Here is a 24,499-nt window from a genome sequence, read left to right as displayed (position 1 = left end):
CGGGCCGGCAGATGCCGGCCTGAGGGAACTGGTCAGACTAGCCCAGCGCGGGTCACGCGCCAAGCCTGAAACGCTATTCCAGCGGGCATGTGGGGGCTTCTCCCGCGCCCAATGCACGGCCGACGGCGGCGATCTGCGTGGCCATCCGGGCGATCGCCTGCTGATGGCCCTGCACCAGCGCGGGGTAACCCGGCCCGACCGGCTCGCTGATCTGGCTGGTGCACGACAATGTGGCTGGATGCGCTCCGTGCAGCAAACGCACACTCCAGGCGCCTTCGATCAACGCCTGCCCACCAGGCTGCGAATCGAACCGGCGCAGGTCGAGCTTGATCCGCAGCATTGGCTTGTCCCCTGCAGGCAAGCCGCTGACATCCTGACTGAGCAACTCGCGGGCCAGGTCAGACGACAAGGCACTGCGCACTTCATCGCCCAACGGTGCGATCCAGCGCTCACTGCCGAGCACGGCCATGCCCTGCCCGCCTTCGCGCACCACCAGTTGCGGCTGGTCGACCTGGGCCGGAATGCCTACCGGCAAAAGCTCGAACGGCAACGACGCCGCATTCGTTGTCGGCGCTGCCATGCCATCCATCGGCGCAACCAGGGTGTAGTAATGCATCGGCGCCGAGGCGCAGGCTGTCAGCAACAGACTGGCCGCCATCAGGAGCGAAACGGGCTTGGCATGACGGTTCATGGCTTGCTCCCTTGCACTGGCTTCGGCGCCGGCGTGGTGGTGTTGATCGGTGCCGCCTTGGCATCGGCATGACGACCACGGATCAGCGCCTCCGGATGTCCGCCCAGATAGTCGGTCAGCACGCGCAGCGAACGCGCCATGCGCTGGACCTGTTCCAGCGTGGCACCCAGGTTCTGTTGCAGCGGCGAATCGTTGGCCAGCGCATTGTTCGCCGTGCCCATGGTCTGCTGTACGCCATGCAAGGTGTCGTTCACCGCCGGCAACGTTTCGCCATTGACCTTCTTGATGGTGGTGTTGAGGCCGGCCAGGGTCTGGTCGAGGTTGTGACCAATGCTGTCGAACGGGATCTTGTTGACCTTGTCGACGATCTCGGCCATCTGTTCCTGCAGCTTGTCAAAACTGCCGGGCACAGTCGGAATGGTCAGCGGTTTTGCACTCGCATCAAATGCCACCTTCGGCGTCTTTGGCACGAAATCCAGCGCCACGTACAACTGGCCGGTCAGCAGGTTGCCGGTGCGCGCCTGCGCGCGCAGGCCGTGATCCACCAGCCGCCCGACCATTTGCGACAGATCCGGGCTCTCACCCTGGGCCTTGGCCAGCGCTTCCAGCTTGTCGTAGGCAGTACCGAGGCGTTGCGGATAGATCAGCGCCCCCACCAGCACGGGGAAGCGCTGCTTTTGCTCGTCGTAGTCCAGACGCAGCGATACCACCTTGCCGATATTGATGCCCAGGAATTCCACTGGCGCATCCACTGCCAACCCGCGCACCGACTGCTCGAAGCGCATGCGAATATACGTCGGGGCACCGTCCGGCGGCGCCATTGCAGTCGCTTGATCACCGAACAGCGTAAAGGCGTTGTCTTCCGGCGCCGGGGTAGCGTCGTGAGGGCCCGGCGGATCGCGGAACGCCACGCCACCGGCCAGTACCGTAGCCAGCGACTGCGTGTTGAGCGTCAGGCCATTGGCACCCAGCGACACATCCACGCCACTGGCATTCCAGAAGCGCGAGGACCGCGTGACGAACCGATCATTCGGCGCATCGACAAAAATTTGCAGTGAGACGCCTTTGCCGTCCTTGTCCAGCCGGTACGACGCCACCCGACCCACCTGGATGCGTCGGTAGTACACCGGCGAACCGATATCCAACGAACCCAGATCGTCGCTGTGCAGAATATAACTGCGACCGGGCGCACCATTGGTCACCGAAGGCGGGTTTTCCAGACCCTTGAACTCGTCCTGGAATTCCTTCGAATCACCTACGTCGGCACCGATAAAGGCACCGGACAGCAAGGTATCGATACCGGACACACCGCCCAGTCCGATCCGCGGACGCACTACCCAGAACCGCGTGTCCTTGGTGGCGAAACCCTCGGCGCTTTTCTCCAGCGCCACGTTCACCAGCACATGGTTGCGGTCACCACTGAGGTGAATCTTGTTGACTCGGCCGATCACCACGTTCTTGTACTTCACCGGCGTCTTGCCTGCATCCAGACCTTCCGCACTCTGCAAGCTGATCACGATCTGCGGGCCGGCCTGCAGCCAGTTGCTGATCACCAGCGACAAGCCGATCACGGCCGCCAGCGCCGGAATCAACCAGATCAGCGAGGCATTGAAACGGCGCCGCTTCACCACCGGTCGCGGCAAGGCGCCCTCGTTCGGCGGCACCGGCTCGGCTTGCTTGTCGTCAGTCATCGGAATCCATGCCATCCCAGATCAGGCGGGGGTCAAAACTCATTGAGGCAAACATGGTCAAGACCACGGTCAGGCCAAAGAAAATCACGCCCGGCAACGGCTCCACCAGGCTCAACACGCTGAAGCGCACCAGCGCCGTCAGCAGCGCCACCACAAACACATCCAGCATCGACCAGTAGCCGATCAACTCGACCAGCCGGTACAGCTTCGCACGCTGCGGCCGCGCCCAGGCACTGCCGCGTTGGCTGCTCAGCAGCAAAGTCCCCAGCGCAAGGAACTTCAACACCGGTACCACGATGCTGGCGGTGAACACGATCACCGCCAGATACGGCGAGCCGGCGCGCCACAACTCCACCACACCGCTGATGATGGTGTTGTCATCAACGTCATGGAGACTGGCGGTGCGCATGATCGGCAGCACATTGGCCGGGATATACATGAGGAACGCGGCAATCAGCAGCGCCCACGTCCGCGCAACGCTGTTCGGCTTGCGCCGACGCAGCGTACTGCCGCAGCGCGGACAGGCCATCGCATCATCGATGCCATCGCCATCCAGGTGCGGGTCTCCCGGCACGTTGCGGCAGACCAGTCCGCACACGGTGCAGGCGATCAGATCCAGTTCCGCAGCGCGCGCCAGTGCATTCACGCGCGAGCCTCCAGATCCTCATCCCACAACTGGCGCAGATCCACTCCGGCAAAAACCGTGATCAGCAGGGTCAGCGCGGCATAGGCGTAGATACCTGGATCGGCGGTGACCTCGAAATACGCGTGCGCCTTCACGATCGCCACCAACGCACCCAGCACGAACACCTCACTCATCGTCCACGGACCCAGCTTGTGCAAGGCCACCATCAACGGCACGAACCCAGGCGCTCGCCGGCCGGCACGGGCGAACCACAACAACCAGCCCAGCATGCTCATCTTCAGCAGGGGAAAGAAGAACAGCGTGGCGGCGACCAGTACCGAGACAACCTGCGAGTGCTCATGCCACATCGCCAGAATTACGCCCCATAGCGTCGTGCTGCTGTGCTGGCCGCTCAGGCCGAGCGTCACGATCGGCCACATATTGGCTTGCACGAACACGATCGCGGCGGTCAGGATCAGCGCCAGCATCGCATTCACGCTGAGGATGTGGTGGCGCTCAAGCTCGGCGCCACACAGCGCGCAACGTGCCACTTCGCCACGCACCAGTGCGCGCCGACGGTAGACCGTGTCGCAGTGTTCGCAGACCAGCAGCGTTTCAGGTGAAGCCTTGCCCATGCACTCGGTGCCTTGCTTCGGCGTGACAATGTGTGGATTCTCGCAAATCTGGCCTGAACGCGCTGCTTGATATGCTGCGTGTGAGCCCTGATCTGAACCGACATCCGCAAAGCTGGAGTTTTCCGTGACCGATGCCGCCACCGTTTCCCATGTTTTCGACGTGGACCAGCAGACCTTCGAAGCCGAGGTGCTGCAGGCATCACTGAGCACACCGATCCTGGTCGACTTCTGGGCAACGTGGTGTGAACCCTGCAAGACGCTCGGACCGATGCTGGAAAAACTCGCCGCCGAATTCAACGGCGCGTTCCGTCTGGGCAAGGTCGACGTGGACAGCCAGCAGGAGTTGGCGGGCATGTTCGGCATCAAGAGCATTCCCACCGTGATGCTGGTGAAAGACGGCCAGGTGCTCGACGGTTTCGCCGGCGCGCTGCCCGAAGGTCAACTGCGCGAGTTCCTGTTGCGCCACGTGCAACCACTGGAAGCAGCCGCGGTTGGCGACACGGCGGAGGCGGTGCCCGAGGAACCGGCGCAAGCCGTCAACCGCCTGCAACAGGCCATCGCCGCCGAGCCGGAAAAAGCCGGCCTGAAACTGGATCTGGCGGTGGCGCTGATGCAGAACGGCCAGATCGAAGCGGCGGAAGCCGAATTGGCCGCACTGCCCGCCAACCTCGCCACCGATGCCCGTGCCATTCGCCTGCGCAGCGAACTCGAGCTGGCCCATTCACTCAAGGGCGCACCCGAGCTGGCCGCCCTGCAGCAGCGCATACAGGCCAACGCCGAAGACTGGGAGGCCCACGATCAGCTGGGCGTGCGACTGTTGCTCGAAGGCGACGCCGCCGGCGGGCTCGAACAGTTCCTGCTGATCCTGCAAAAAGCACGCGACTGGAACGACGGTCAGGGCAAGAAGCGATTGCTCGCCGCCTTCGCCACGCTGGATGATGCCGACCTGGTTGGCCGTTATCGCCGGCGGATGGCGTCGATGTTGTTCTAAAGCGGTGAATCGGGAGTCGCAAACATGCGTAGGGCGGGCACTGCCCGCCGGCTCTCGCTCCCCGACGGAATGAAGAACGGGTGGCAATGCCTGCCCTACGGAATGGCGCATTCCATTCCATACTATGGCGTACGTTCAGGTAAACTTGGCCGCTCACCCGTCTTGCGAGCCTCCATGCGCGCCTCCACCTTCCGCCACCTGCTCAACCTGTGGCCGCCGTTCCTGGTCAATGCGATTCGCCTGCAGTCGCTGAGCGACGATTACACCGAAGCCAAGGTGGTGCTGCGGCTACGCCCGTGGAACCGCAATTACGTGAAAAGCCAATTCGGCGGCAACCTGTTCGCCATGGTCGACCCGTTCTGGATGCTGCTGGCGATGCATCAGCTCGGCGGCGACTACTACGTGTGGGACAAGGCCGGCAGCATCGACTTCGTGGCGCCCGGTTACGAAGACGTTTACGCCCACTTCAAGCTCGACGCCGGCGTGGTCGAGGAACTGCGCACCGCCGCCGCTGGTGGCGAAAAAGTGTTGCGTTGGTTCGAGACTGAAGTCACCACTGCCTCCGGCAAGGTCGTCGCGGTAGTACGCAAGCAGATCTATGTGCGGCTGAAGCCGAAGGCGCGCTGATCACGCAGGGCGGGCGCGGCCCGCCGGCTCTTGCCGTTCAACACCCGCCCGGCCAACAGCGGCGCGCCATGACCGCCCTCCGCATCGGCACGATATGCCCCGCCATCACACCCGTTCGAAGCGTGCAATCTCGTCCAGTTGCCGCGACGCGCCGAGCAGGTTGCGACCGCTCATGTCGTCGACGATGCGCTGCAGGAATGGCGAGCGGACAGGCCGTCCCGCGAAACGACGCGCCAGCCACACGCTGACTGCCATACCGACCAGCCCCACCGCCATGTTCGCCCAAATCCAGGACGCTCCCGCCGCGTACAAATCCACGCCGCCAAAGTCCGCGATCGCCACCAGTGGCACCAACAACCAAAGGCACCACCACGGCAGGCCGAGCGCCAGCGTGCTGTAGACACGGAACCGCCGCAGTTGGGCCAGCCTGCGCTGCAACACCAGCACCGGCGCATCGAACAGAAAGATCCGCGCCAGCAGGAACAGTTGCGTGGCACACGACCAGATCGCGCCGATGCCATACACGTGCAGCAGCAGGCCCATCAACAGCAGATGCGGCGTATGTCGGTGTGTCACCCAGAACGTGGCCGCCCACACCACAAAGACGATCCAGCCCCCCACTTCCAGCCCCAGCCACCACAGCGATCGGCGCATCGAGGCGCGCGACTTCTCCATCCGCCGATCCCGAAAGTCCTGCCGCAGCAGTTCCTCCATGCCCTCTTGGCGGATCTCCATGCGCGCCCATGCCTGTTTCAACTCATCGAGTTCCATCGTCATGCTCCGGTGGGCGCGGTCATCTGGCCGCGCAGTTTCTGTTTGATGCGACTGATCTTGGTCGCCACGTTGGTTTCGCTGATGCCCAGAATCTCGGCCATTTCGCCGTAATTGCGGTCTTCCAGATAGAGCAGAATCAATGCGCGATTGAGCGGATCGAGCTGTCCGATGAACGCGTACAACGCGGTCAATCGGTCGTCCTGTTCGGTGATGCCCTCGCCACCACCGACGGTTTCCAGGTGATGTGCGTCCAGCGGTTCGAAGCGATCGGACTCCGACCAGCGCTCGCGCCGTGCCTGCGAGATCGCCACGTTCAGCGCAATCCGGTACAGCCAGGTGGAAAACTTCGCCCGCGCTTCGTCGTAACTGCCGAACGAGCGCCACAGTTGCGCGCTGATCTCCTGCACCAGGTCGTCCCGATCCGCGGCGCTGCGGCTGTAGAGCCCCGCCACCTTGAAGACGACGCGTCGATGCCCGTGCAGCAGCAGCTCGAAGTGCCGCTGCTGTTTCCTGGCTGTCATCAAGGTCGCACTCCGTTGTGGTCACTCCATGATTCGCCTGGCTGCAGAAAAAATCACAATCGGTCGCCACCCATCGCCGCCACGGCCTGCTTTTGTGAAATGTCGCCTGATTCCTTCACGCTATCTCAACATGGCCTTGACCAGCGGCCTGATCAGCCTGCTAGGATGAAACTCAGGCGCTTTTCCGAGGCGTTCAGAGTTCCGTTTCATGCATGGCCCACCCGAGTTGCCCTTGTCGACTAATGACGGATCTGGCGAGCAGAAGCCCGCAGGTATGGAAATGTCCGACAGTCGCTACCGCAGCATGTTCGAGGGCGCTGAAGACGGCATCCTGCTGGTCAATGCAAACACCGGCCAAATCGAGGACGTAAACCCCAGCCTTACCCGCCTGTTGGGCTATTCGCAGGCCGAATTGCTCGGCACAGCGTTGTGGGATTTGGGTTCGCCCACCGGGCAGGCCGAACGGCATGCCGTCTTTGTCCAACTGCAAAGCAGCCGCCACATCCGTTGCGAAAACTTCCCGCTCACCAGCCGAGACGGCACCCCTGTTGACGTCGAGTTTGTGGGCAGTATTAGTGACAGTGACGGCGTCAAGATCGCCCAGTGCAACCTGCGCGATATCGGCAAGCGCAAGGCTGCTGAGGCAGAATCCGCTCGCCACGCACGTCTGGATGCTGCCCTGAGTGAAACCAACCGGGCGATCGTGCACCGCATCCCGGAAGAGGAACTGTTTCCGCTGGTCTGCCGTACCGCCGTGCAATTGGGCGGCATGAAGATGGCGTGGATCGGCTGGCTCGAACCAGACACCCTGGCCGTGCAACCCGTGGCCAGTTTCGGCGACGACACCGGTTACGTAAGCGCCATCCACGCCTCGTCCGATGGCAGCAGTCCGTTCGGTCGCGGCCCCATAGGCACAGCCATTCGCGAGACACGTATCTATTGGTGTCAGGATGTTCTGGCCGACCCAACCACCGCACCGTGGCGTGCTCATGCTGCACTCGCTGGCCTGGTTTCGGTGGCTGCCCTGCCGCTGTACCGCGACAGCGTTATCGTCGGCGTATTCATCCTGTATTCGGATCGAGTCGCCGCTTTTGACGAAGCGACCCGCAACCTTTTGCTGGACATGGCCACCGACATCAGTTTCGCGCTCGACAACTTCTCGCGCGAGTCCCAACGCCGCCAGGCGAACGAGCGAGTCGTTCTCCAGAATGCCGTTCTCAAGACACAACAGGAGGCATCACCCGACGCCATCCTGGTGGTTGACGGCAATGGTCAGATCACCTCCTGCAACCAGCATTTCCTCGATCTGTGGCAGCTTCCGCCCGAGCTGGCCGGTGAGGGGCCGAGTGCACCGGTGTTTCAGGCAATCACTGAGAAGCTCGAAAACCCGGAAGTATTTGCTGCGCGCGTTCACTATCTGAACGAGCACCGCGACGAGGCAAGTCATGCAGAAATGTCGCTTAAAGATGGCCGGAAGGTGGATCGCTATTCCGCCGCCTGCAACGGATCGAACGGCCTGCATTATGGTCGCGTCTTGTACTTCCGCGACATCACCGAGCGCAGCAACGCAGAGCAGTCGCTGCAACGTAGCGAGCGTCGCTACCGGCGGCTGATCGAGAACTCGCCGGATATCGTCTACCGCTATTCCCGCAGCAAGGGCGGTATCTACTATTCAGCGAGGGTCACTGCAATTCTCGGCTATTCGGTGGAGCACATGCTCGCCCACCCGATGCTGTGGAGTACATCCATTCATCCCGAGGACGCCGCAGGCATCACCCTGGCCTTCCAAACCTACCAGGAAACCGGCGTGCCGTTCCAGATCGAATACCGCATCATCGATGCCGCAGGGAATTGGCACTGGTTTTACGATCGCGCCATCGACAGCCGGGTGGAAGATGGGGAATTCATCGTCGAAGGCCTGGCGATGGATATTACCGAGCGCCGGCTGGAACAGATTCGGCTGACCCATCTCACTCGCGTGCATGCCGTGCTCAGCGGCATCAATTCACTGATTGTTCGCGTAGCCGATTGCGACGAGCTCTTTCGAGAATCGTGCCGGATCGCCGTCGAAGCCGCTGGATTCCACATGGCGATGGTCGCCATGATTGATCACCAGACTGGCACGGTAGTTCCAGTAGCCTCCGCCGGCAAGAGCGACGATTTACTGGCCGAAGTCAGGGCAAACCTCGCACTCGATCAAGCGACTTCGACCACCATGGTCTCACGTGCCATCCGTGAGCGCGGGCCGATTGTTTCGAACAACTCGCTCAATGACCCGCAACTCAGTCTTGGCCATAGATACGCAGAGGAAGGGGTTCGTTCGGTGGTCGTGCTTCCGCTGATGGCGGTAGGCGAGACGCATGGCGTGCTGGCCTTGTATTCCAAGCATATCGATTCCTTTCATCAAGAAGAGTTGACGTTGCTGCAAGAGGTGGCGGCCAACATTGCGCTCGCCATCGATCACGTCAACCAGCAGAAACGACTCAGTTATCTTTCCTACTATGACGTGCTAACAGGGCTTGCCAATCGCAGCCTTTTTCTCGAACGACTGGCGCAGTACATCCGTAGTGCCGCCACCCGCCGGCATCGACTGGCCATTGGGTTGATCGACCTGGAACGATTCAAGAACATCAACGACAGTCTCGGCCGCGGTGCAGGTGACTCGTTACTCAAGCAGGTGGCGGAGTGGCTTTCGATCAACGTCGGCGACGCCAGCCTGGTAGCCCGTATCGATGCCGATCATTTTGCCGTGGTCATGCCCGAAGTCAGGCTCCATCACGAGCTTTCGGCACTCGTCGAAAATACCATCGAGGCATTGCAGAACACCCCGTTCCATCTCAATGATGCGGTGCTGCTGATCACGGCGAAGGTGGGCATGGCCGTGTATCCACACGACGGCTCCACCGTCGACATTCTCTTCAGGAACGCCGAGGCAGCACTCAAGCAGGCCAAGGCCAGCGGTGATTCCTACCTGTTTTACCGAAAGCGCATGACGGAGCGGGTAGCCAGCAAACTGAGTCTGGAAAATCAGTTGCGCAGTGCGCTCGACCACGGCGAATTCGTGCTGTATTACCAGCCCAAGGTAAACATTGCCAACAGCAAGGTGATCGGTGCGGAAGCGCTGATTCGCTGGAACAACCCCCGTTCCGGGCTCATGCTGCCCGACCAGTTCATTCCGGTACTTGAGGAAACCGGATTGATCAAGGAGGTGGGCCGCTGGGCACTGCACCAGGCCGCCGAAGACTACCTGGGGTGGCTCGATTCTGGCAGGGCCGGCGTGCGTATTGCCGTCAACGTCTCACCACTGCAATTGCGCCATCGCAACTTCATTGATGATCTGGAAAAGGTCGTCGCCCGTGACGAGCGCATGAATCAGGGTCTGGAACTGGAGATCACCGAAAGCCTGATCATGGCCGACGTCAAACACAGTGTGGCCACTCTGCAAGCCATTCGCGACATGGGTGTGAGCATTGCCATTGATGACTTCGGCACCGGCTTCTCCTCGCTGAGCTACCTCGCGCGATTGCCGCTTGACGTGCTGAAAATAGATCGCTCGTTCGTGGTCGACATGACGGCCGGCCCGGAGGGGCTTTCATTGGTCGCCACCATCATCAACCTGGCCCATTCGCTGCGCTTGAAAGTGGTGGCCGAAGGCGTCGAGACCAATGAACAACTGCGCCTGCTGCGCGTGCTTGGCTGTGACGAGATGCAAGGCTATTTCTTCAGCAAGCCGATACCACGTGAGAGTTTCGAGACATTGTTTCTTGAACCGGCCTCGGGCCGCCGCCTGTCATAAGTGCCCGCACCAACCAGGTAGCATTGCATCACCAAACGCCGATGCAGCTCAGTCATGACACTCGCGCCTGAGCCTCCACAAACGATACTTCCGGTGCCGATTCACCCAGCCAGCATGGCAAGTGAATATGGCCCATACGCAGCCTTCCACGACGCCAGCATGCGAACCGATCTGCCAGCAGGATTGCCGCGCAAACGCCGACTGAAGCAACGGTGGTGGCGGGTCTTGCTCGCGGTCACCGCCACATTTGCCATCGTCATCCTCATCACGACTCCGGAACTGGCCGCACTGAGCTTCCTGTTCGACCCGGTACTGCTCGACGTCGCGCTGTTGTTCTTTGGCACGCAGCTTCTGCTGTTCCACGGCCAGCGTCGGTCGTTCTTCGCCGTAACCCGTGCAAACATCATGCGATGCTTCAAGCCTATCGGTTCGCGACGCCGAATATCTGAGCCTGCGTAACAAGCCCGCACGCCAGCTGACAGATTTTCTTTGGCGCGCCCTACGTGCCAATGCGCCTGCTTGCAGGGGCGCGCCAGCTTTGACGGGACTGGCGCCGGTTTCCGACCTGATTGCCCGCTCCCCCTTATTCCCCGCCATTGCTTCGCTTTCCTCGCCCACGGAAAGCTGTCGACATCCCCGTAGACGCCCGCCAGGCAACCGGTCGTCCATCGATGACTGGTCAACAAACTGAACCCTCACGACGGGGTTCCGTCGGGCTTCAGGCAACCATCAATCGGCCTTGCGCCAACAAACCAGCCCACGCTGCCCGCTAGATTTCGCCCGGGCACCTCGGCTTCAATCAGGGCCCCGTGGTGCGAATGATCGACAACTACCGCCGCCGTTTGCGGTGGCAGTTGACGCGGGCATCTCCTGATCTGGCAAGAGCCCTCAAACGCGCAGGGTTCAGCGGTGACTCGCGTTGACCTTCGGCGGTCCCATCACGGCGACAACTTTCCCGCCAGCGCTTCGTAACCGGCGATGACATCGAACAATTCCTCGTCGATGGACTCCTGTCGAATCCGCCGGAAGCTGCCGTTCAAAGTCTCCAGCATGTCCTGGATGTTCTTTTCAGCCCGCTGCATCGCTGCCAGCCGACTGCCGTTTTCGCTGGCCAGGGATTCCGCGCAGGCCTGATACAGAACCACAAACAGATATTCCCGGATAAATGCCTGCAACGCCGGCGCAGCCGGTCCGATGATTTGCGGCACGTTGTTGCTCGGCCAGGGAATCGCCGCGAACGCATGGCCCCACTCCCGATCCAGTGGCAGCAGTTGCGTGCTCACCGGTTCGTAGACAGCACCCGATTTGGGATGATTGTAAAAAACATGAATGTTCTCGACTTCGCCGCGCTCGCGTGCCGCCTCGATGTCGATAAGCAGCTGACCGACGAGTGGCGTTATGCCGTGCACGGAGCCAGGAACAGACAAAGCGACGGTGTGTGCTGGCTCGATATCCCTCATCAGCAACTGGATACGCTCACCCACCGCCCATATTTTCTTGACCTTGCCGGGCAGCGCTGTGAGCGTGCCCGACACGAACTCAGCCAACACTTCGTTGAATCCACCAACCAGGCCCTGGTCCGAGCCAAGAACAATCGCGCCGATGGATTTGATCGCCACCTTTCTCCGGGTTGCCAACGGCGTTGAAACGCCCTCGCGCAACGACACGGCCAGACTCAGTTCCACGGTGCGGCGATAGTCAGCCAGGGATCGAACGGCCTTTTCGTATTGGCCGATACTGGACGCAGCCAACGCCTTCATCGATCGCACGACGCCTTGCAGATCGCGCGCGCCATCAATTTTGCGACGCAGGCTTTGCAGGTTGCCACTCATGTCGCGGGCGCGGTGGCGGGTTTGGTGTCGCGCGGTGGCTGGAATGGCGCGAGCGCACCCGTCGCCACATCCAGAATGGACTGACGGTCGGCATCGCTGAACTTATCGGCGGAGGAAAGTCGATCTTTGACGTCTGCCGAAACCTCTGCCGTCGCCTTGCGCAAGCCCTGTTCTGCTTCCCCCATCTTGTCGAGGGCCACCGGGTCCAACAGCCCAGCCGTCAACGCCAGCAGCACGATGACCTGTTCGAGTAGCGACATCGGCTGGGATTCGGGCTGATTGAGGCATGCACGAATACGCAGCCCGTGGTCGATCGACTTGCGCGTGGCTGCGTCAAGCCGGGTACCGAACCTGGCGAACGATTCGAGCTCCTCGAACTGCGCATAAGCCAGCTTGATATTGCCGGCAACCGCCCGATAGGCAGCCCGCTGCGCTGCGCCACCCACCCGCGATACTGACTTGCCGACATCGACCGCCGGCAACACGCCAAGATCGAACAGCGTGGGCGACAGATAGATCTGCCCGTCAGTGATCGAAATGAGATTGGTCGGAATATAGGCGGAAATATCCTGCGCTTCGGTTTCGATGATCGGCAACGCGGTGAGCGAACCGTTGCCGCGCTCCTCGTTCAAATGCGTCGCCCGTTCCAGCATGCGCGAGTGGATGTAGAAAATATCGCCGGGGAATGCCTCGCGACCGGGCGGCCGACGCAGCAGCAGGGACAGCTCGCGATAGGCGCGTGCGTGCTGCGTCAGGTCGTCGTACACGACCAGCACATCACGCCCCTTCTCCATGAAATACTCGGCAATGCTGGTCGCCGCATACGGCGTGACGTAGACCAGTCCTGGCGCATCGTTGCCTTCGGCTACCACCACCGCGGTGTAGTCCATGGCTCCCTTCTCGCGCAGCGTGGCCACCACCTTCGCTACAGCGGAGGCGCGCTGGCCTATCGCGCAGTAGACGCAAATCACGTTCTGACCGCGCTGGTTGAGGATGGTATCGATGGCAATCGCGGTCTTGCCGGTCTGTCGATCACCGAGGATCAATTCGCGTTGGCCGCGTCCGATCGGAATCAATGCATCGATCACTTTCAGCCCGGTTTGCAACGGCACACCCACCGGGGCGCGATCCATGATTGCCGGCGCCGGGCGCTCCACGGGCAGACGCTGACTTGTGGCTGGCACGCCATTGCCGTCGAGCGGCTGGCCGAGTGGATCGATCACGCGACCCAGCAACGCCTCACCGACCGCGACGTCCATCACCCGTCCGGTGCGCTCGACCTCGTCGCCAGCCTGCAGGCTTTGGTAGTCGCCCAACAGGATCACGCCGATTTCGCCTTCATCGACGTTGAGTGCGATGCCCAACAGGCCGCCGGGAAACTGCACCAGTTCCTCATAGCCCACGCCGGGAAGTCCCGACACCATCGCGATGCCGGTGGACACGCGAGTGACAAAGCCGACTTCGCGCAAGATCAACGCTGGCTTGAACGCGGCCCGGGCCTGGCCCATGCCGTCGAATGTGCCATCAAGCACGCGCTGCAGGTTTTCCGTTGGCGTATTCATCAGGTCTTGGTAACAGCCGCAGGATTGGACTGAGCCGGTGTGGTCGTGGAAGTGGGTGTGGGTGTGGGTGCCGGCGTCGGCGAAGACAGTGGCGACGGCCGCGCCAGAACCTCATCGACGCACTGGTTCAATGACGCCAGATAGCCGGCTATCGTCCAGCCGAGTTTTTGTCCGCCGGCCGCAAGCTCGATGCCGCTGATGAGTGCCGGTGCCGTTTCAAATCGGACATGCACGTCGGTCGCAAAGGCGTCGTCGAGCGCCTTCTGGATGGTTGCCTGCTGCGCGGCGGGAAGATCAAGCGCACTGCGCACAACCGCTGCATCCGACGATACCGAAATCGCCTGGGTCAGGGTCTTCTTCATCGTGTCGTCCAGCGTGCCAAGACGCCGTACGAAAACCTCTGCCAGGCGCTCTTCCAGACTGGTCGAAGCCAGGTCGACGAGAGCCTTTCGCGTGATGGCAAAAACTTCCTGCTGCACCCGGTCACGAAGCGCCTGGCTGAGCCGGCTTGCATCGGCCTGCAACGCGGCGTGCTGCGTTTCATTCAATGCTTCAACCGACTTGCGCGCCTCGACGAGCAACCTTTCCCGTTCGACGGCAGCCGCCTCGGTCGCCTTTTTGAGCAGCGCGCCACGTTGTTCGTCGAACGCCTTGTTCTTGGCCTCGAACGCGTCACGATCCTTTTCCGCCTCGGCTTTTTTGGTATTGGCGTCGGCGACCTCGGCCGCAATCCGCTTCTCGCGCACATCAATGGCGTTGAGGATGGGGCGGTACAGAAAACGCTTGAGCAGCCACACCAGGATCAGGAAATTCAGCACCTGGGCCACCACGGTGAACCAGTCGATGAGCATGACCTACTTGCCTCCGGCAGCGGTGATGACGTGGTTCCAGAATGGATTGGCAAAGATGAGGATCATCGAAACGACGAAGCAGTAGATGGCGGTCGACTCGATCATCGCCAGGCCGACGAACAAGGTGCGGGTGATCGTCGCCGAAGCGTCGGGCTGCTGGGCCAGCGAGGTCATGGCGGAGGCCACCGCCCTGCCTTCGCCAAGCGCAGGACCCATGCAGCCGAAGCCGGTCGTCAACCCGGCCGTGACGATCGACGCCAGGGCGATGAGTACGCTGCTGTCCATGGAAAACTCCTTGAGAGGTGATGCCGTTTCAATGCGTGGCGGTGGGACGAACTGGCCGACGCGGCTTGGTCGTACGAGCCACTGTGGCGGCGGCGATATAGACGGCGGCAAGGATGCTGAAAATGTAGGCCTGGACCATGCCTGTGAGCAGACCCAGCGAGGTCATCACCACCGGAAACAGAAAGGGCGTGATCGTGAGCAGGATGGCGATGATCATCGCTCCGCTCATCATGTTGCCGAACAAGCGCACGGCCAGCGCAAGCGTTCGCGACAGCTCGCTGATGATGTTGAAAGGCAGCATGATCGGCGTGGGTTCGACATAGGTCTTCAGATAGCCGAGAAAGCCCTGCTCGCGCATGCCGAACAGCGGCACCGCCACAAACACGCACAGCGCCAGCGCAGCGGTGGTCGAAAGCGAACCCGTCGGCGGCGTATAGCCGGGGATCACGATGCACAGACTGGCCGTGGCGACAAACAGGAACAAGGTGCCCAGGAAACTCAGATACCGTTCCGGATGGTTCAGTCCCACTTCCTTGATCTGCGCATTGATGCCCGTGACGATGATTTCCAGCGCCGCCTGCCAGCGTGATACTTCGCCGTCAGTCGTCAGCTTGCGCGTGATGAGTTTTGAGCCGAGCGCCAACAACAGCATCAGCGCCCAGGTCGTGACAATCGTGCCGTTGAGGACGACAAAGCCGTAGTGCCAGAAAATGAGCTGGTCAGAGGTCAGGTTCATGGCGACAGTCGCGGGGTTTGCCTGGCAGGCTCTGGATGCTGCGCACCGATGAACCGCGTCAGCAACACGCGCGCCACCAGAAAACCACCCATGCATGCCAGCAGACCTTGCCAGCCGCCTTGCACGGCAAGGTAGAAGCCGCCAACCGCGATGGCGGTTCGCACCAGGAAACTGCCCAGTATCAACAGCGCGGGTTGCGGAGAGACCATGCTCCGCTTGACCGTCCACCAAAGCCCAGCAAAAAAGAACGTGCCGAGCAGCACGCCTGCAAGCACGGCAAGCACGAGATGCGCCGCCTCATTCATCGTCGTTCTCCGATTGATCGTGCATGGCCTTGTCTTCCTGTGCTATCCAATGCCACGCGTTGACGCAGCCGATGACCAAACCAGCCACCAGCAGTGCCAGCGTCCATGAATGCGGGCCGGGATGGCGGTGATCCCACCACATGCCGAGCAACGCGCCGATCGTCGTTGGCACAGCCACTGACCAGCCGACCAGCCCGAACATGCCTAGCCCGGACCACACGCCCAGCTTGCCCTCACGCTGTACCCGCAGCTTGCGAGCGATCTTCCGGCTTAGCTCGCTGTCGAGACGCGTCCGTTGATCCGGCGGCAGTGACTCTTGTTCATCGTTCATGCGGAAATTCCGCGAGCCGACTCATCAGCCCGCTTTCCAATCGATCCAGCGCGGCGCGAACGCTGCGCTGCTGTTCGTCGACGGTCAGGAACTCGCGCTTCACGGCCTCCTGCAATTCACCAAGATCTTTGCCGCCAATGGCGCGTCGTACAGAAACCAGTACATCGTCGCCAGCCTTCACCATCACGCCCTCGTCGACGGCGATATAGACCGACGCGTTCTGCTGAGTGGCGTAAGTCAGAATGCCGGGGACCAGCGCAGCGGCGCAGTCAAGGCGATGCGGCAACAGGCCGAGCGATCCATCGCTGGTCTCTGCCACGATGCGCGATACGTCGTTCTGTTCCAGAAAGACGCCATAGGGCAGCAGCACCTCAAGTCTCATGGGCGCTCGCCGGTTCACTTCTGGTGGAAGGCGCCGCACCGGTCGCCGCGGGAGCGGCGGGCTTTTGGGCTTCACCGATCGCACCGATCATGTACAGGGCACTCTCCGGATAGTCCTTGAACTCATCGCGCAGGATGCGCTCGCAGCCATCGAGCGAATCGTGCAGGCTGACCAGCTTGCCTTTGACTCCACTGAATTGCTCGGTGGCGAAAAACGGCTGGGTCAGAAAGCGTTCCAGCCGTCGGGCGCGCGCGACGACGTTGCGATCGTCGGGAGAGAGTTGCTCAAGTCCGAGCATCGCCACTACGTCCTTGAGGTCGTCGTATTGCGCCAGGGTGCGTCGAATTTGCTGCGCCAGTTTGTAATGCCGTTCACCAACGATGCCGGGCGTGGCCATTTTCGAATTGGACTGCAGCAAGTCGATGGCCGGGTAAAGGCCTTCACTCGCACGCTTGCGCGACAGCACGATCGACGCGGACAGATGCGAGAACACGTGCGCGGCCGCCGGATCGGTCAAGTCATCCGCCGGCACATACACCGCCTGAATCGAGGTAATGGCACCGGCCCGGGTATTGGCAATGCGTTCCTCCAGCCCGGACAACTCCGTGCTCATCGTGGGTTGGTAGCCCAGCCGCGATGGCATCTGTCCCATCAAGCCGGAGACTTCCATGCCGGCCTGGATGAAGCGAAAAATATTGTCGATCAGCAGCAGCACGTCGCGATGTTCGTCATCGCGGAAATACTCGGCCATGGTCAACGCCGTGGCCGCGACCCGGAATCGACTTCCCGGCGGCTCGTTCATCTGGCCAAAAACCATCACCATGTTTGGCAACACGCCGGCCGCCTTCATCTCGCGATAAAGTTCTTCGCCTTCGCGGCAGCGTTCGCCGATGCCGCAGAAGATACTCACGCCTTGTTGGTGACCGACCATGTTGTGGATCATCTCGGTGAGCAACACGGTCTTGCCGACACCCGCGCCGCCGAACAGGCCCGCCTTGCCGCCACGCTCCAGCGGCACGAGCACATCGATCGCCTTGATACCGGTTTCGAAGATCTCCGATTTGGTGGAACGCTCGGACAGCGACGGCGGCGCGCGATGTACCGAACGCCACTGGACGTCCAGCGGCGCCGGTTGGTGGTCAATGGCATGGCCGAACACATCGAACATGCGCGAAATGATCTGCTTGCCGACAGGGGCCCGCAGCGGCCCGCCGGTGTCCTCCACCGACATGCCTCGCGCCAGCCCCTGGGTTGGCGTCAACGCGATGCCGCGCACGCGCCGCGCATCGAGTTGCGTCATCACTTCGATGATGATCTGGCTTGATTCACCGGCGTGCAGCAGCGAATAGATTGGCGGTAAACCACCAACGAATTCCACGTCGACAACACTGCCGCGTATCGAAACGACTTTCCCGCGTCCAGTAGCAGCCACCTTGTGGGTATCCGGGATCAGCATGACATCAACCCCTTTTGGGTTGGGCAGGCCAGACATGTTTCCGCGACAAACCGTTGCAGCACTTCATGTCCCATCAGGGGTCATCAACGGAGCACGCGTCTGGAGCCAATGCAGCGCGTCCTCGTATTGAGATTCCGCAAAGTGCTTGACCTGCACATGCGCAAGATGGGCGGCGATCTTGGGTATTTCCTCCAGAAGTCTGCTGTCGGTAACCATCGCCAGTCGGACGATCTTCTGGTAATGGTTTTTGATGAATTGCACATGCGCGAGAAACGCATGGAGATCCGCCCAGCCTGGAAATGCTTTGGCGCGAATCATCAAACCCGATAGCCTTCCATGTTCCGCGATATAGGGATCGATCTCCCGCGCCAGATCCTCGAAATCAGTGACATGAAGTGGGCCGGCGGGCTCGAGAACGAGTATCCCTTCGGGCAAAAGCAGTTGATGTTCAAGCATGTGTCGTTCTCCTGTTTTGCTTCCTGTTGCTGCATCTCAGCCACAGGAGCCAGACCGGTTGAATCCATGTGTCGGGGCGGCCACACGAGGTTGTGGTCTATCAAAGAGATCTCACTTGTCGCCTCTTCGCGCTCCTGCATCCACAGACTCCGTGGACGTGTTGCCGGACTTGGCCATACCCCACTTCCAGTTCCTGATTTCGGGCATGTCCTCGCCGTGCTGGTCGATGTAGTGCTTGTGTTCGATCAGCTTGTCGCGCATCTGCTGTTTGAGATACGCACCCTTCGAGCCCAGCCCCGGCACGCGATCGACCACGTCCTGCACCAGGTGGTAGCGATCCAGATCGTTCTGCACGCGCATATCGAACGCCGTGGTTATGGTGCCCTCCTCCTTGTAACCGCGCACATGCAATTCGCGATTGGTGCGTCGATAGGTAAGCCGGTGAATCAGCCACGGGTAGCCGTGGAAGGCAAAAATGATGTGCTTGTCGCGAGTGAACAACGAGTCGTAATCCGCATCGCTTAGCCCATGCGGATGTTCGGAACACGACTGCAACTTCATCAGGTCAACCACATTGACCACGCGAACCTTCAGCTCGGGCAAGTGCTCACGCAGGATGGATGTGGCAGCCAGCACTTCCAGCGTCGGCGTGTCGCCGCAGCAGGCCAGCACTACATCGGGCTCGCTGTCCTGATCGTTGCTGGCCCACTGCCAGATGCCGATGCCTTGCGTACAGTGCGTCACCGCCGCTTCGATCGTCAGCCACTGCGGTAGCGCATGCTTGCCCGCGACCACCACGTTGACGTAGTTGCGGGTGCGCAGGCAGTGATCCATCACCGACAGCAGGCAGTTGGCATCCGGCGGCAGGTACGCGCGCACGATGTCGGCCTTCTTGTTGATCACGTGATCGAGAAAGCCGGGGTCCTGGTGGGTGAAGCCGTTGTGGTCCTGCTGCCATACGTGCGAGGCAAGCAGGTAGTTCAACGAGGCAATCGGCCGGCGCCATGGCAGCTCCTTGGTGACCTTGAGCCACTTCGCATGCTGACTGAACATCGAATCAACGATGCGGATGAACGCTTCGTAGCTGTTGAACAGACCGTGCCGGCCGGTCAGCAGGTAGCCTTCCAGCCAGCCCTCGCACTGGTGCTCGCTGAGCATCGAGTCCAGCACACGTCCGGCAGGCGCGAGGAATTCGTCGTTGTCCTGTTTGTTGGCATCCCATTGGCGGTTGGTGACTTCAAATACCGCGCCCAGCAGGTTGGACAACGTTTCATCGGGACCGAACAAACGAAACGTGTGCGGATTGAGCCTGACTACGTCGCGAAGGAAGTGTCCCAGAACCATGGTGTCTTGCGCCTCCACGGCGCCAGGTGTTGCCACCTGCACCGCATGCGCGCGGAAGTCCGGCATACGCAGATCGCGCAACAGCAAGCCGCCGTTGGTGTGCGGATTGGCGCCCATGCGGCGATCGCCCTTCGGTGCCAGGTCTTCCAGCTCGGGCAGCAAACGCCCGTGCTCGTCGAACAGTTCCTCGGGCCGGTAGCTTTTCATCCAGCTTTCCAGCAACGGCACATGCCCGGGATGCGCCGCATTCACCAGCAGGGGCACCTGGTGCGAACGAAACGTGCCTTCGATCTGCAGGCCATCGACCACCTTCGGCCCGGTCCAGCCCTTGGGCGAACGCAGCACGATCATCGGCCAGCGCGGTCGTGCCGTATCCTTTCCATCGCGGGCGCCGCTTTGCATCGCGCGAATGTCCTCGATCGCCTTGTCCAACGTGCTGGCCATCAGTTCATGCATGGTGTCGGGATCGTCGCCTTCCACGAAATACGGCGTCCAGCCGCAGCCACGGAAAAACTGCTCCAGCTCTTCATGCTCGATGCGCGCCATCACGGTCGGGTTGCTGATCTTGTAGCCGTTCAGATGCAGGATCGGCAGCACCGCGCCGTCGGTGATCGGGTCGAGCAACTTGTTGGATTGCCAGGCTGTCGCCAGCGGGCCGGTTTCCGCCTCGCCGTCACCGACCACGCAAGTGACGATCAGGTCTGGATTGTCGAAGACGGCGCCGAACGCGTGGGTAAGCGAATAGCCCAGCTCGCCGCCCTCGTGAATCGAACCCGGCGTGGTGGGCGCCACATGGCTGGAGATGCCACCGGGAAACGAGAATTGCTTGAACAACTTTTTCAGCCCGGGCTCGTCACGGGTAACATCCGGGTAAACGTCGGTCCAGCTACCTTCGAGATAGACGTTGCCGACGACCGCCGGACCGCCGTGACCCGGACCGGACACGTAGAACATGTCCAGGTCGTACTTCTTGATCACGCGATTCAAGTGCACGTAGATGAAATTCTGACCCGGCGTGGTGCCCCAGTGACCGACCACCAGCGGCTTCACGTGCGCGAGCGTCAATGGCTCACGCAGCAAAGGGTTGTCATAGAGATAGATCTGGCCGACCGACACATAATTCGCGGCGCGCCAATAGGCGTTCATCTGCTGCAATAGAGCAGGCGCAAGCGTGGGTATCGTGTTAACCGTGTTGGTATTCATGGGCGGGGGTTCCATGGTGAAGATGGAGGAGGCGAGCTGCCGACTTCGCGATGACGATTTCTTCGTCGGTGTGGATGACGCGCGTCTGGACACGCCCGGCGGCGGTCGAGATCAGCGAGGCATCGTGGGCGTCGCGCTGCGGGTCCAGCTCGACGCCTGGAAAGCCGAGGCCGTCGCAGATCCTTTGTCTGATGGCTGGCGCGCTTTCACCCGTAGCGCCAGCAAGTACCACGGTATCCAGCCCGCCGAGTGCCGCCGCAAATGCACCTGTCCACTGACTGATCCGGTGACAAAACAGCACGATCACTTTCGCAGCCCGGACTGCCCCGGTTTCGGCAGCAGGCAGATCGCACAGGTCCGCACGGGTCTGCGATACGCCACGCAGGCCCGCTGGGGGCGTGGTCATCGTGTTGCGTTGCCTGGCACCCGTCTTTCGCGCCTGCGCCAGATAGCCAATCGAACCGTGATCGATGTCGCCGGAGCGCGTAGCCATAAGCACGCCGCAGGTCGGCGTGAAGCCCATGCTGGCATCGATGGATGGGCCGTGATGGACAGCGGCCAGACTGGCACCATTGCCCGGATGCGCCAGGTTGATGCGGCCCTGGGCCGCTTCCGCTCCGACCGTGTCGGCCAGTTCTCCCATCAGGACATCGTACGAAAGTCCGTGAAAGCCGTAGCGCCGAACGCTCCGTTTTTTGTAACGCGGAGGGATCGCCGGCCGCGGTGCAACACGCGGCAGATCATCAGGGAAGCCCGTGTCGAAACAGGCGATTTGCGGCAAGCCGTGAAACCAGCGACGGACCGCCTCGATCAACCAGACTTCTTCTGGCGGATGCTCCGGATCGAAGGAAAAGAGTCTACGCACGTCCTCGACCAAGGCATCGGTGATCAACGGTGGCGCGCTGTAGTTCGGGCCGCCCTGCACCGCCCGATGCCCCACGGCGACCAGGACGTCGTCGCCCCTGCGCTGCTGAATTTCATCGATCAGAATATTTACAGCCGCCGCATGGTCTGGCGCTTTCACCGGCCGCACGACATGGTCAGCCAGATGCGGGCCGTTTATTTCCAGCGTGGCCTGCCACAGACCCCTCCGCTCAACCGTCCCACCCACGCTGCGTCCCGGCACCTCACTTGCCTCAAACAAGGCAAATTTGATACTCGACGAGCCGCCATGGATGGCCAGGATAGGAGGCGTGGTGGATGCCATCTGGTTTATGTCATCAAGCCGGCGTCATGCCGTCTTCGAAATGTCGGATTTCACGTGGTTGAATTCTTCACGAGTGATTTCGCCGCCGGCATAGCGCGCGTTGAGCCTATGCGGCGCGTCCTTCTGCACCCCCGCGTCCAACCGGTGTTTCCTGAGAACCGCAAAGGCATAGCGCCAGTTGACCATGCTGAAAAAAAGCAGCAAAACGATGCCCAACCACAAGAACCAGCCCCAGCCCAAGCCGAAGTACCAGTTATTCCAGAGATGGGCATGCATGGTCGTTCCTCGCAGGGCGGATCGTGGATTCGCAAGGTCGCCGGATCGCGCAAGCCAGCCACTACGCCTCGCGGAACGGAAACACCGACCTCACGCCTCTGCTAATCCAAAGGCTCTACGGCGTTGTTTGGAGGGAAATCCTTCAGATACACCGAAGAGCGATCAGCCTAACCCTGTGCCTGCAGCGGCGGCAGCCTCGGCATCTACCTATGCTCGACCGGTTGCGTGGCTGTGCGATCAAGGCGTGGCCGCGCAGTAGCCGCGCGGCCACAGGCTGCACCCGTCCACTTGCGCGCAGCGTGTTCAGGCCAGCGGCAGCGTCACCACGAATTCACTTCCCAGATTACGGCCCGCGCTGTGAGCAGTGACCGTTCCACCATGGCCTTCCACCAATTCGCGAACGACCGCGAGCCCAATGCCCAGGCCGCCACTGGAATGCGCAAGTACCTGTGCATCCTGTACGAACAAATCGAAGATCTGCGGCAACATTTCATCGGTGATGCCGACGCCATTGTCCCGCACGAAGATCGAGAGTGTGTGGTCGACCAGGGTCATGCCGAGCGCTATCTCGCCACCTTCGGGGGTGTACTTGCTGGCGTTGTCCAGCAGGTTGCTGAAGATCTGTGCCAGCCGTATGGGATCACCGTGAACATTCAATGGGCCGGACAGCAAATCGGCGCTGAATTGCTGCTGCCGCGCATGCATGCCGGGCCGGCAGGCCATGATCGCCTGATCGAGAACGCCAAGCACGTCCACCTCGTCAAACTCCAGCCGCAGCTTGCCGGTGCTGAGGCGTGAACCGTCCAGCAAGTCATCGATCAGGCGTGCCATGCGGGCTATCTGGCTGGTGATGAGCGTTGCCAGACGCTCGATCGGCACCTCGTTGGCGAGCCCCCGGTTGGTCAGCATATCGGTCGCCAGACGCAAAGGTGTCAGCGGATTCCGCAACTCATGGGCAACCATGGCCATGAACGCTATCTGTTGCCGGTGCGCCTGCCTTGCCTGTGCCTCGGATTCCTGCGCCACCAGTGACGACATCACCAATTGTTCGTTGGCCTCACGAAGATCCTGCTGGCGCGACGCGGAGATCGCCAGCACGTCAACGTGCGATGTCGATGACGCTGGAATCAGGCCCGGCGGTAATTCGCCGCGACCTTCGTCCACATCCTGTGGGGTATAGAACTCGAAGCCCGCGCTGCCGCGGCGCTTGCAACGGTACATCGCGGCATCCGCGCGCTGGATCAGGGTGGTTGCGTCTTCGCCGTCGTCGGGATAGAGACTGATGCCCAGGCTGGCCGATTGCTGCAGCGTGTGTCCACCCACCGCGCCCGGCATGATGAGCGCAGCCAAAAGATCGCTGGCCAACAGGCCGACGTCGGCAGCGCCTGAAACGTCAGGCAGAATCAGCATAAATTCATCGCCGCCATAGCGGGACACGGTATCGGAATCCCGCAAGACAGACTGCAGGCGTTGCGCAGTCATTTGAAGCACTTGGTCGCCACTGGCGTGGCCCAGGTGGTCGTTCACCGCCTTGAAATGGTCGAGGTCCAGGAACAATACGGCCAATCGCTTTCCGTTACGGCGCGCCATGTCGATCGCGTTTTCCAATCGATCGATCCCCAGCGCGCGGGTAAGCACTCCAGTCAATGCATCGCGCTGATGTGAATCATTCGCCGCAGCAAGATTTGCCACCGCTACCTCGGCGGTTCTGTCAGCTTGCAGTACCGCAAGTACCAGCTTCTGGTTTGCCTCCAGCAACCGCGCCGCCTGACTGTCGCTCAAGTCACCTTCAACCTCAGCCAGCTGCTGGCGCAGTTTCAGCAGCTCAGCACGCAGCTCAGCCGCCCGCGCATCCAGCAACGCAACGGTGTGGCTGGCCGAGACGATGCTGTGCCCGTCTGGCTGGCCGTTCATGACCAGCC

24 protein-coding genes are annotated in these 24,499 nt (G+C 61.4%); 4 read left to right on the top strand and 20 right to left on the bottom strand.

Annotation, left to right across the window (positions count from 1 at the left end; genetic code table 11):
- Positions 1-73: 73 nt before the first annotated feature.
- Genes PY254_RS07955 through PY254_RS07940 form a run of 4 tightly spaced genes read right to left on the bottom strand, consistent with a single transcriptional unit; the run spans position 74 to position 3,642 of the window.
- Positions 74-691 carry a PqiC family protein gene (locus PY254_RS07955; protein WP_281014923.1) on the bottom strand — a complete coding sequence of 206 codons (618 nt, stop codon included), beginning with the start codon at positions 689-691 and terminating at the stop codon, positions 74-76.
- Positions 688-2,382: a PqiB family protein gene (locus PY254_RS07950; protein ID WP_281014922.1), complete on the bottom strand. Its 1,695-nt coding sequence runs from the start codon at positions 2,380-2,382 to the stop codon at positions 688-690. The genes PY254_RS07955 and PY254_RS07950 overlap by 4 nt, the downstream gene beginning before the upstream one ends.
- A complete protein-coding gene (locus PY254_RS07945) occupies positions 2,375-3,028 on the bottom strand; it encodes a paraquat-inducible protein A (protein ID WP_281014921.1) in 654 nt (217 codons plus the stop codon). The genes PY254_RS07950 and PY254_RS07945 overlap by 8 nt, the downstream gene beginning before the upstream one ends.
- On the bottom strand, positions 3,025-3,642 hold the full coding sequence (locus PY254_RS07940; protein WP_281014920.1) for a paraquat-inducible protein A: 618 nt from the start codon (positions 3,640-3,642) through the stop codon (positions 3,025-3,027). Before PY254_RS07940 ends, PY254_RS07945 begins: the two co-directional genes overlap by 4 nt.
- 124 nt (positions 3,643-3,766) lie before the next feature.
- Between PY254_RS07940 and trxA the strand changes: the two genes are divergently transcribed.
- A complete protein-coding gene (gene trxA, locus PY254_RS07935; protein WP_281014919.1) occupies positions 3,767-4,633 on the top strand; it encodes a thioredoxin in 867 nt (288 codons plus the stop codon).
- 174 nt (positions 4,634-4,807) lie between these two features.
- The gene (locus PY254_RS07930; protein WP_281014918.1) at positions 4,808-5,260 is read left to right on the top strand and encodes a DUF4442 domain-containing protein; all 453 of its coding nucleotides are present in this window, start codon (positions 4,808-4,810) and stop codon (positions 5,258-5,260) included.
- A gap of 105 nt (positions 5,261-5,365) precedes the next feature.
- Here PY254_RS07930 and PY254_RS07925 read toward each other — a convergent pair whose 3' ends face one another.
- A complete protein-coding gene (locus PY254_RS07925; RefSeq protein WP_281014917.1) occupies positions 5,366-6,031 on the bottom strand; it encodes a hypothetical protein in 666 nt (221 codons plus the stop codon).
- A gap of 2 nt (positions 6,032-6,033) precedes the next feature.
- Positions 6,034-6,555 (bottom strand): RNA polymerase sigma factor, encoded by a 522-nt coding sequence (locus PY254_RS07920; RefSeq protein ID WP_281014916.1) that lies wholly within the window; start codon positions 6,553-6,555, stop codon positions 6,034-6,036.
- 280 nt (positions 6,556-6,835) lie between these two features.
- On the opposite strand from PY254_RS07920, the gene PY254_RS07915 reads away from it, so the two are divergent.
- Both PY254_RS07915 and PY254_RS07910 read left to right on the top strand, forming a co-directional pair.
- Positions 6,836-10,351, top strand: coding sequence for a bifunctional diguanylate cyclase/phosphodiesterase (locus PY254_RS07915; protein WP_281014915.1), 3,516 nt, complete (start codon positions 6,836-6,838; stop codon positions 10,349-10,351).
- Positions 10,352-10,576: 225 nt separating this feature from the next.
- The gene (locus tag PY254_RS07910; protein ID WP_281014914.1) at positions 10,577-10,810 is read left to right on the top strand and encodes a hypothetical protein; all 234 of its coding nucleotides are present in this window, start codon (positions 10,577-10,579) and stop codon (positions 10,808-10,810) included.
- A 479-nt stretch (positions 10,811-11,289) separates the two neighbouring features.
- On the opposite strand, the gene PY254_RS07905 is transcribed toward PY254_RS07910, so the two are convergent.
- From PY254_RS07905 to PY254_RS07840, 14 genes are all read right to left on the bottom strand, one after another.
- A complete protein-coding gene (locus tag PY254_RS07905) occupies positions 11,290-12,183 on the bottom strand; it encodes a F0F1 ATP synthase subunit gamma (RefSeq protein ID WP_281014913.1) in 894 nt (297 codons plus the stop codon).
- Positions 12,180-13,745, bottom strand: a complete 1,566-nt coding sequence (locus PY254_RS07900) for an alternate F1F0 ATPase, F1 subunit alpha (protein WP_281014912.1) — start codon at positions 13,743-13,745, stop codon at positions 12,180-12,182. Before PY254_RS07900 ends, PY254_RS07905 begins: the two co-directional genes overlap by 4 nt.
- Positions 13,745-14,596 (bottom strand): F0F1 ATP synthase subunit delta, encoded by an 852-nt coding sequence (locus PY254_RS07895; RefSeq protein WP_281014911.1) that lies wholly within the window; start codon positions 14,594-14,596, stop codon positions 13,745-13,747. The genes PY254_RS07900 and PY254_RS07895 overlap by 1 nt, the downstream gene beginning before the upstream one ends.
- A 3-nt stretch (positions 14,597-14,599) precedes the next feature.
- Positions 14,600-14,881, bottom strand: a complete 282-nt coding sequence (locus tag PY254_RS07890) for a F0F1 ATP synthase subunit C (RefSeq protein WP_281014910.1) — start codon at positions 14,879-14,881, stop codon at positions 14,600-14,602.
- Positions 14,882-14,909: 28 nt separating this feature from the next.
- Positions 14,910-15,617 (bottom strand): F0F1 ATP synthase subunit A, encoded by a 708-nt coding sequence (locus PY254_RS07885; protein WP_281014909.1) that lies wholly within the window; start codon positions 15,615-15,617, stop codon positions 14,910-14,912.
- On the bottom strand, positions 15,614-15,922 hold the full coding sequence (locus PY254_RS07880) for an ATP synthase subunit I (protein WP_281014908.1): 309 nt from the start codon (positions 15,920-15,922) through the stop codon (positions 15,614-15,616). Before PY254_RS07880 ends, PY254_RS07885 begins: the two co-directional genes overlap by 4 nt.
- Entirely contained in the window at positions 15,915-16,253 is a 339-nt protein-coding gene (locus PY254_RS07875) for an AtpZ/AtpI family protein (protein WP_281014907.1), read from the bottom strand. The genes PY254_RS07880 and PY254_RS07875 overlap by 8 nt, the downstream gene beginning before the upstream one ends.
- A complete protein-coding gene (locus PY254_RS07870; RefSeq protein ID WP_281014906.1) occupies positions 16,243-16,635 on the bottom strand; it encodes a F0F1 ATP synthase subunit epsilon in 393 nt (130 codons plus the stop codon). The genes PY254_RS07875 and PY254_RS07870 overlap by 11 nt, the downstream gene beginning before the upstream one ends.
- Positions 16,625-18,091 carry a F0F1 ATP synthase subunit beta gene (atpD, locus tag PY254_RS07865; protein WP_281014905.1) on the bottom strand — a complete coding sequence of 489 codons (1,467 nt, stop codon included), beginning with the start codon at positions 18,089-18,091 and terminating at the stop codon, positions 16,625-16,627. The genes PY254_RS07870 and atpD overlap by 11 nt, the downstream gene beginning before the upstream one ends.
- A gap of 63 nt (positions 18,092-18,154) precedes the next feature.
- Positions 18,155-18,547, bottom strand: a complete 393-nt coding sequence (locus PY254_RS07860; RefSeq protein ID WP_281014904.1) for a SpoIIAA family protein — start codon at positions 18,545-18,547, stop codon at positions 18,155-18,157.
- Between the two features lie 111 nt (positions 18,548-18,658).
- Positions 18,659-21,094 (bottom strand): phosphoketolase family protein, encoded by a 2,436-nt coding sequence (locus PY254_RS07855; protein ID WP_281014903.1) that lies wholly within the window; start codon positions 21,092-21,094, stop codon positions 18,659-18,661.
- Positions 21,075-22,301: an acetate/propionate family kinase gene (locus tag PY254_RS07850; protein ID WP_281014902.1), complete on the bottom strand. Its 1,227-nt coding sequence runs from the start codon at positions 22,299-22,301 to the stop codon at positions 21,075-21,077. Before PY254_RS07850 ends, PY254_RS07855 begins: the two co-directional genes overlap by 20 nt.
- 24 nt (positions 22,302-22,325) lie before the next feature.
- On the bottom strand, positions 22,326-22,577 hold the full coding sequence (locus PY254_RS07845) for an SHOCT domain-containing protein (protein WP_281014901.1): 252 nt from the start codon (positions 22,575-22,577) through the stop codon (positions 22,326-22,328).
- 303 nt (positions 22,578-22,880) lie between these two features.
- Positions 22,881-24,491 (bottom strand): diguanylate cyclase domain-containing protein, encoded by a 1,611-nt coding sequence (locus PY254_RS07840; RefSeq protein ID WP_281014900.1) that lies wholly within the window; start codon positions 24,489-24,491, stop codon positions 22,881-22,883.
- Between the last annotated feature and the right edge of the window lie 8 nt (positions 24,492-24,499).

Source organism: Rhodanobacter sp. AS-Z3 (assembly GCF_029224025.1).
Taxonomy (GTDB): Bacteria; Pseudomonadota; Gammaproteobacteria; order Xanthomonadales; family Rhodanobacteraceae; genus Rhodanobacter.
This window is presented reverse-complemented; position numbering and strand designations above follow the sequence as displayed.

Coding starts and splice junctions, on each gene's coding strand:
- PY254_RS07940 (WP_281014920.1), bottom strand. CDS start 3,642: ATGGGCAAGGCTTCACCTGAAACGCTGCTGGTCTGCGAACACTGCGAC.
- PY254_RS07890 (WP_281014910.1), bottom strand. CDS start 14,881: ATGGACAGCAGCGTACTCATCGCCCTGGCGTCGATCGTCACGGCCGGG.
- PY254_RS07920 (WP_281014916.1), bottom strand. CDS start 6,555: ATGACAGCCAGGAAACAGCAGCGGCACTTCGAGCTGCTGCTGCACGGG.
- atpD (WP_281014905.1), bottom strand. CDS start 18,091: ATGCTGATCCCGGATACCCACAAGGTGGCTGCTACTGGACGCGGGAAA.
- PY254_RS07915 (WP_281014915.1), top strand. CDS start 6,836: ATGTCCGACAGTCGCTACCGCAGCATGTTCGAGGGCGCTGAAGACGGC.
- PY254_RS07885 (WP_281014909.1), bottom strand. CDS start 15,617: ATGAACCTGACCTCTGACCAGCTCATTTTCTGGCACTACGGCTTTGTC.
- PY254_RS07845 (WP_281014901.1), bottom strand. CDS start 22,577: ATGCATGCCCATCTCTGGAATAACTGGTACTTCGGCTTGGGCTGGGGC.
- PY254_RS07855 (WP_281014903.1), bottom strand. CDS start 21,094: ATGAATACCAACACGGTTAACACGATACCCACGCTTGCGCCTGCTCTA.
- PY254_RS07950 (WP_281014922.1), bottom strand. CDS start 2,382: ATGACTGACGACAAGCAAGCCGAGCCGGTGCCGCCGAACGAGGGCGCC.
- PY254_RS07850 (WP_281014902.1), bottom strand. CDS start 22,301: ATGGCATCCACCACGCCTCCTATCCTGGCCATCCATGGCGGCTCGTCG.
- PY254_RS07870 (WP_281014906.1), bottom strand. CDS start 16,635: ATGAGACTTGAGGTGCTGCTGCCCTATGGCGTCTTTCTGGAACAGAAC.
- PY254_RS07955 (WP_281014923.1), bottom strand. CDS start 691: ATGAACCGTCATGCCAAGCCCGTTTCGCTCCTGATGGCGGCCAGTCTG.
- PY254_RS07840 (WP_281014900.1), bottom strand. CDS start 24,491: ATGAACGGCCAGCCAGACGGGCACAGCATCGTCTCGGCCAGCCACACC.
- PY254_RS07930 (WP_281014918.1), top strand. CDS start 4,808: ATGCGCGCCTCCACCTTCCGCCACCTGCTCAACCTGTGGCCGCCGTTC.
- PY254_RS07875 (WP_281014907.1), bottom strand. CDS start 16,253: ATGAACGATGAACAAGAGTCACTGCCGCCGGATCAACGGACGCGTCTC.
- PY254_RS07860 (WP_281014904.1), bottom strand. CDS start 18,547: ATGCTTGAACATCAACTGCTTTTGCCCGAAGGGATACTCGTTCTCGAG.
- PY254_RS07895 (WP_281014911.1), bottom strand. CDS start 14,596: ATGCTCATCGACTGGTTCACCGTGGTGGCCCAGGTGCTGAATTTCCTG.
- PY254_RS07900 (WP_281014912.1), bottom strand. CDS start 13,745: ATGAATACGCCAACGGAAAACCTGCAGCGCGTGCTTGATGGCACATTC.
- PY254_RS07925 (WP_281014917.1), bottom strand. CDS start 6,031: ATGGAACTCGATGAGTTGAAACAGGCATGGGCGCGCATGGAGATCCGC.
- PY254_RS07880 (WP_281014908.1), bottom strand. CDS start 15,922: ATGAATGAGGCGGCGCATCTCGTGCTTGCCGTGCTTGCAGGCGTGCTG.
- PY254_RS07905 (WP_281014913.1), bottom strand. CDS start 12,183: ATGAGTGGCAACCTGCAAAGCCTGCGTCGCAAAATTGATGGCGCGCGC.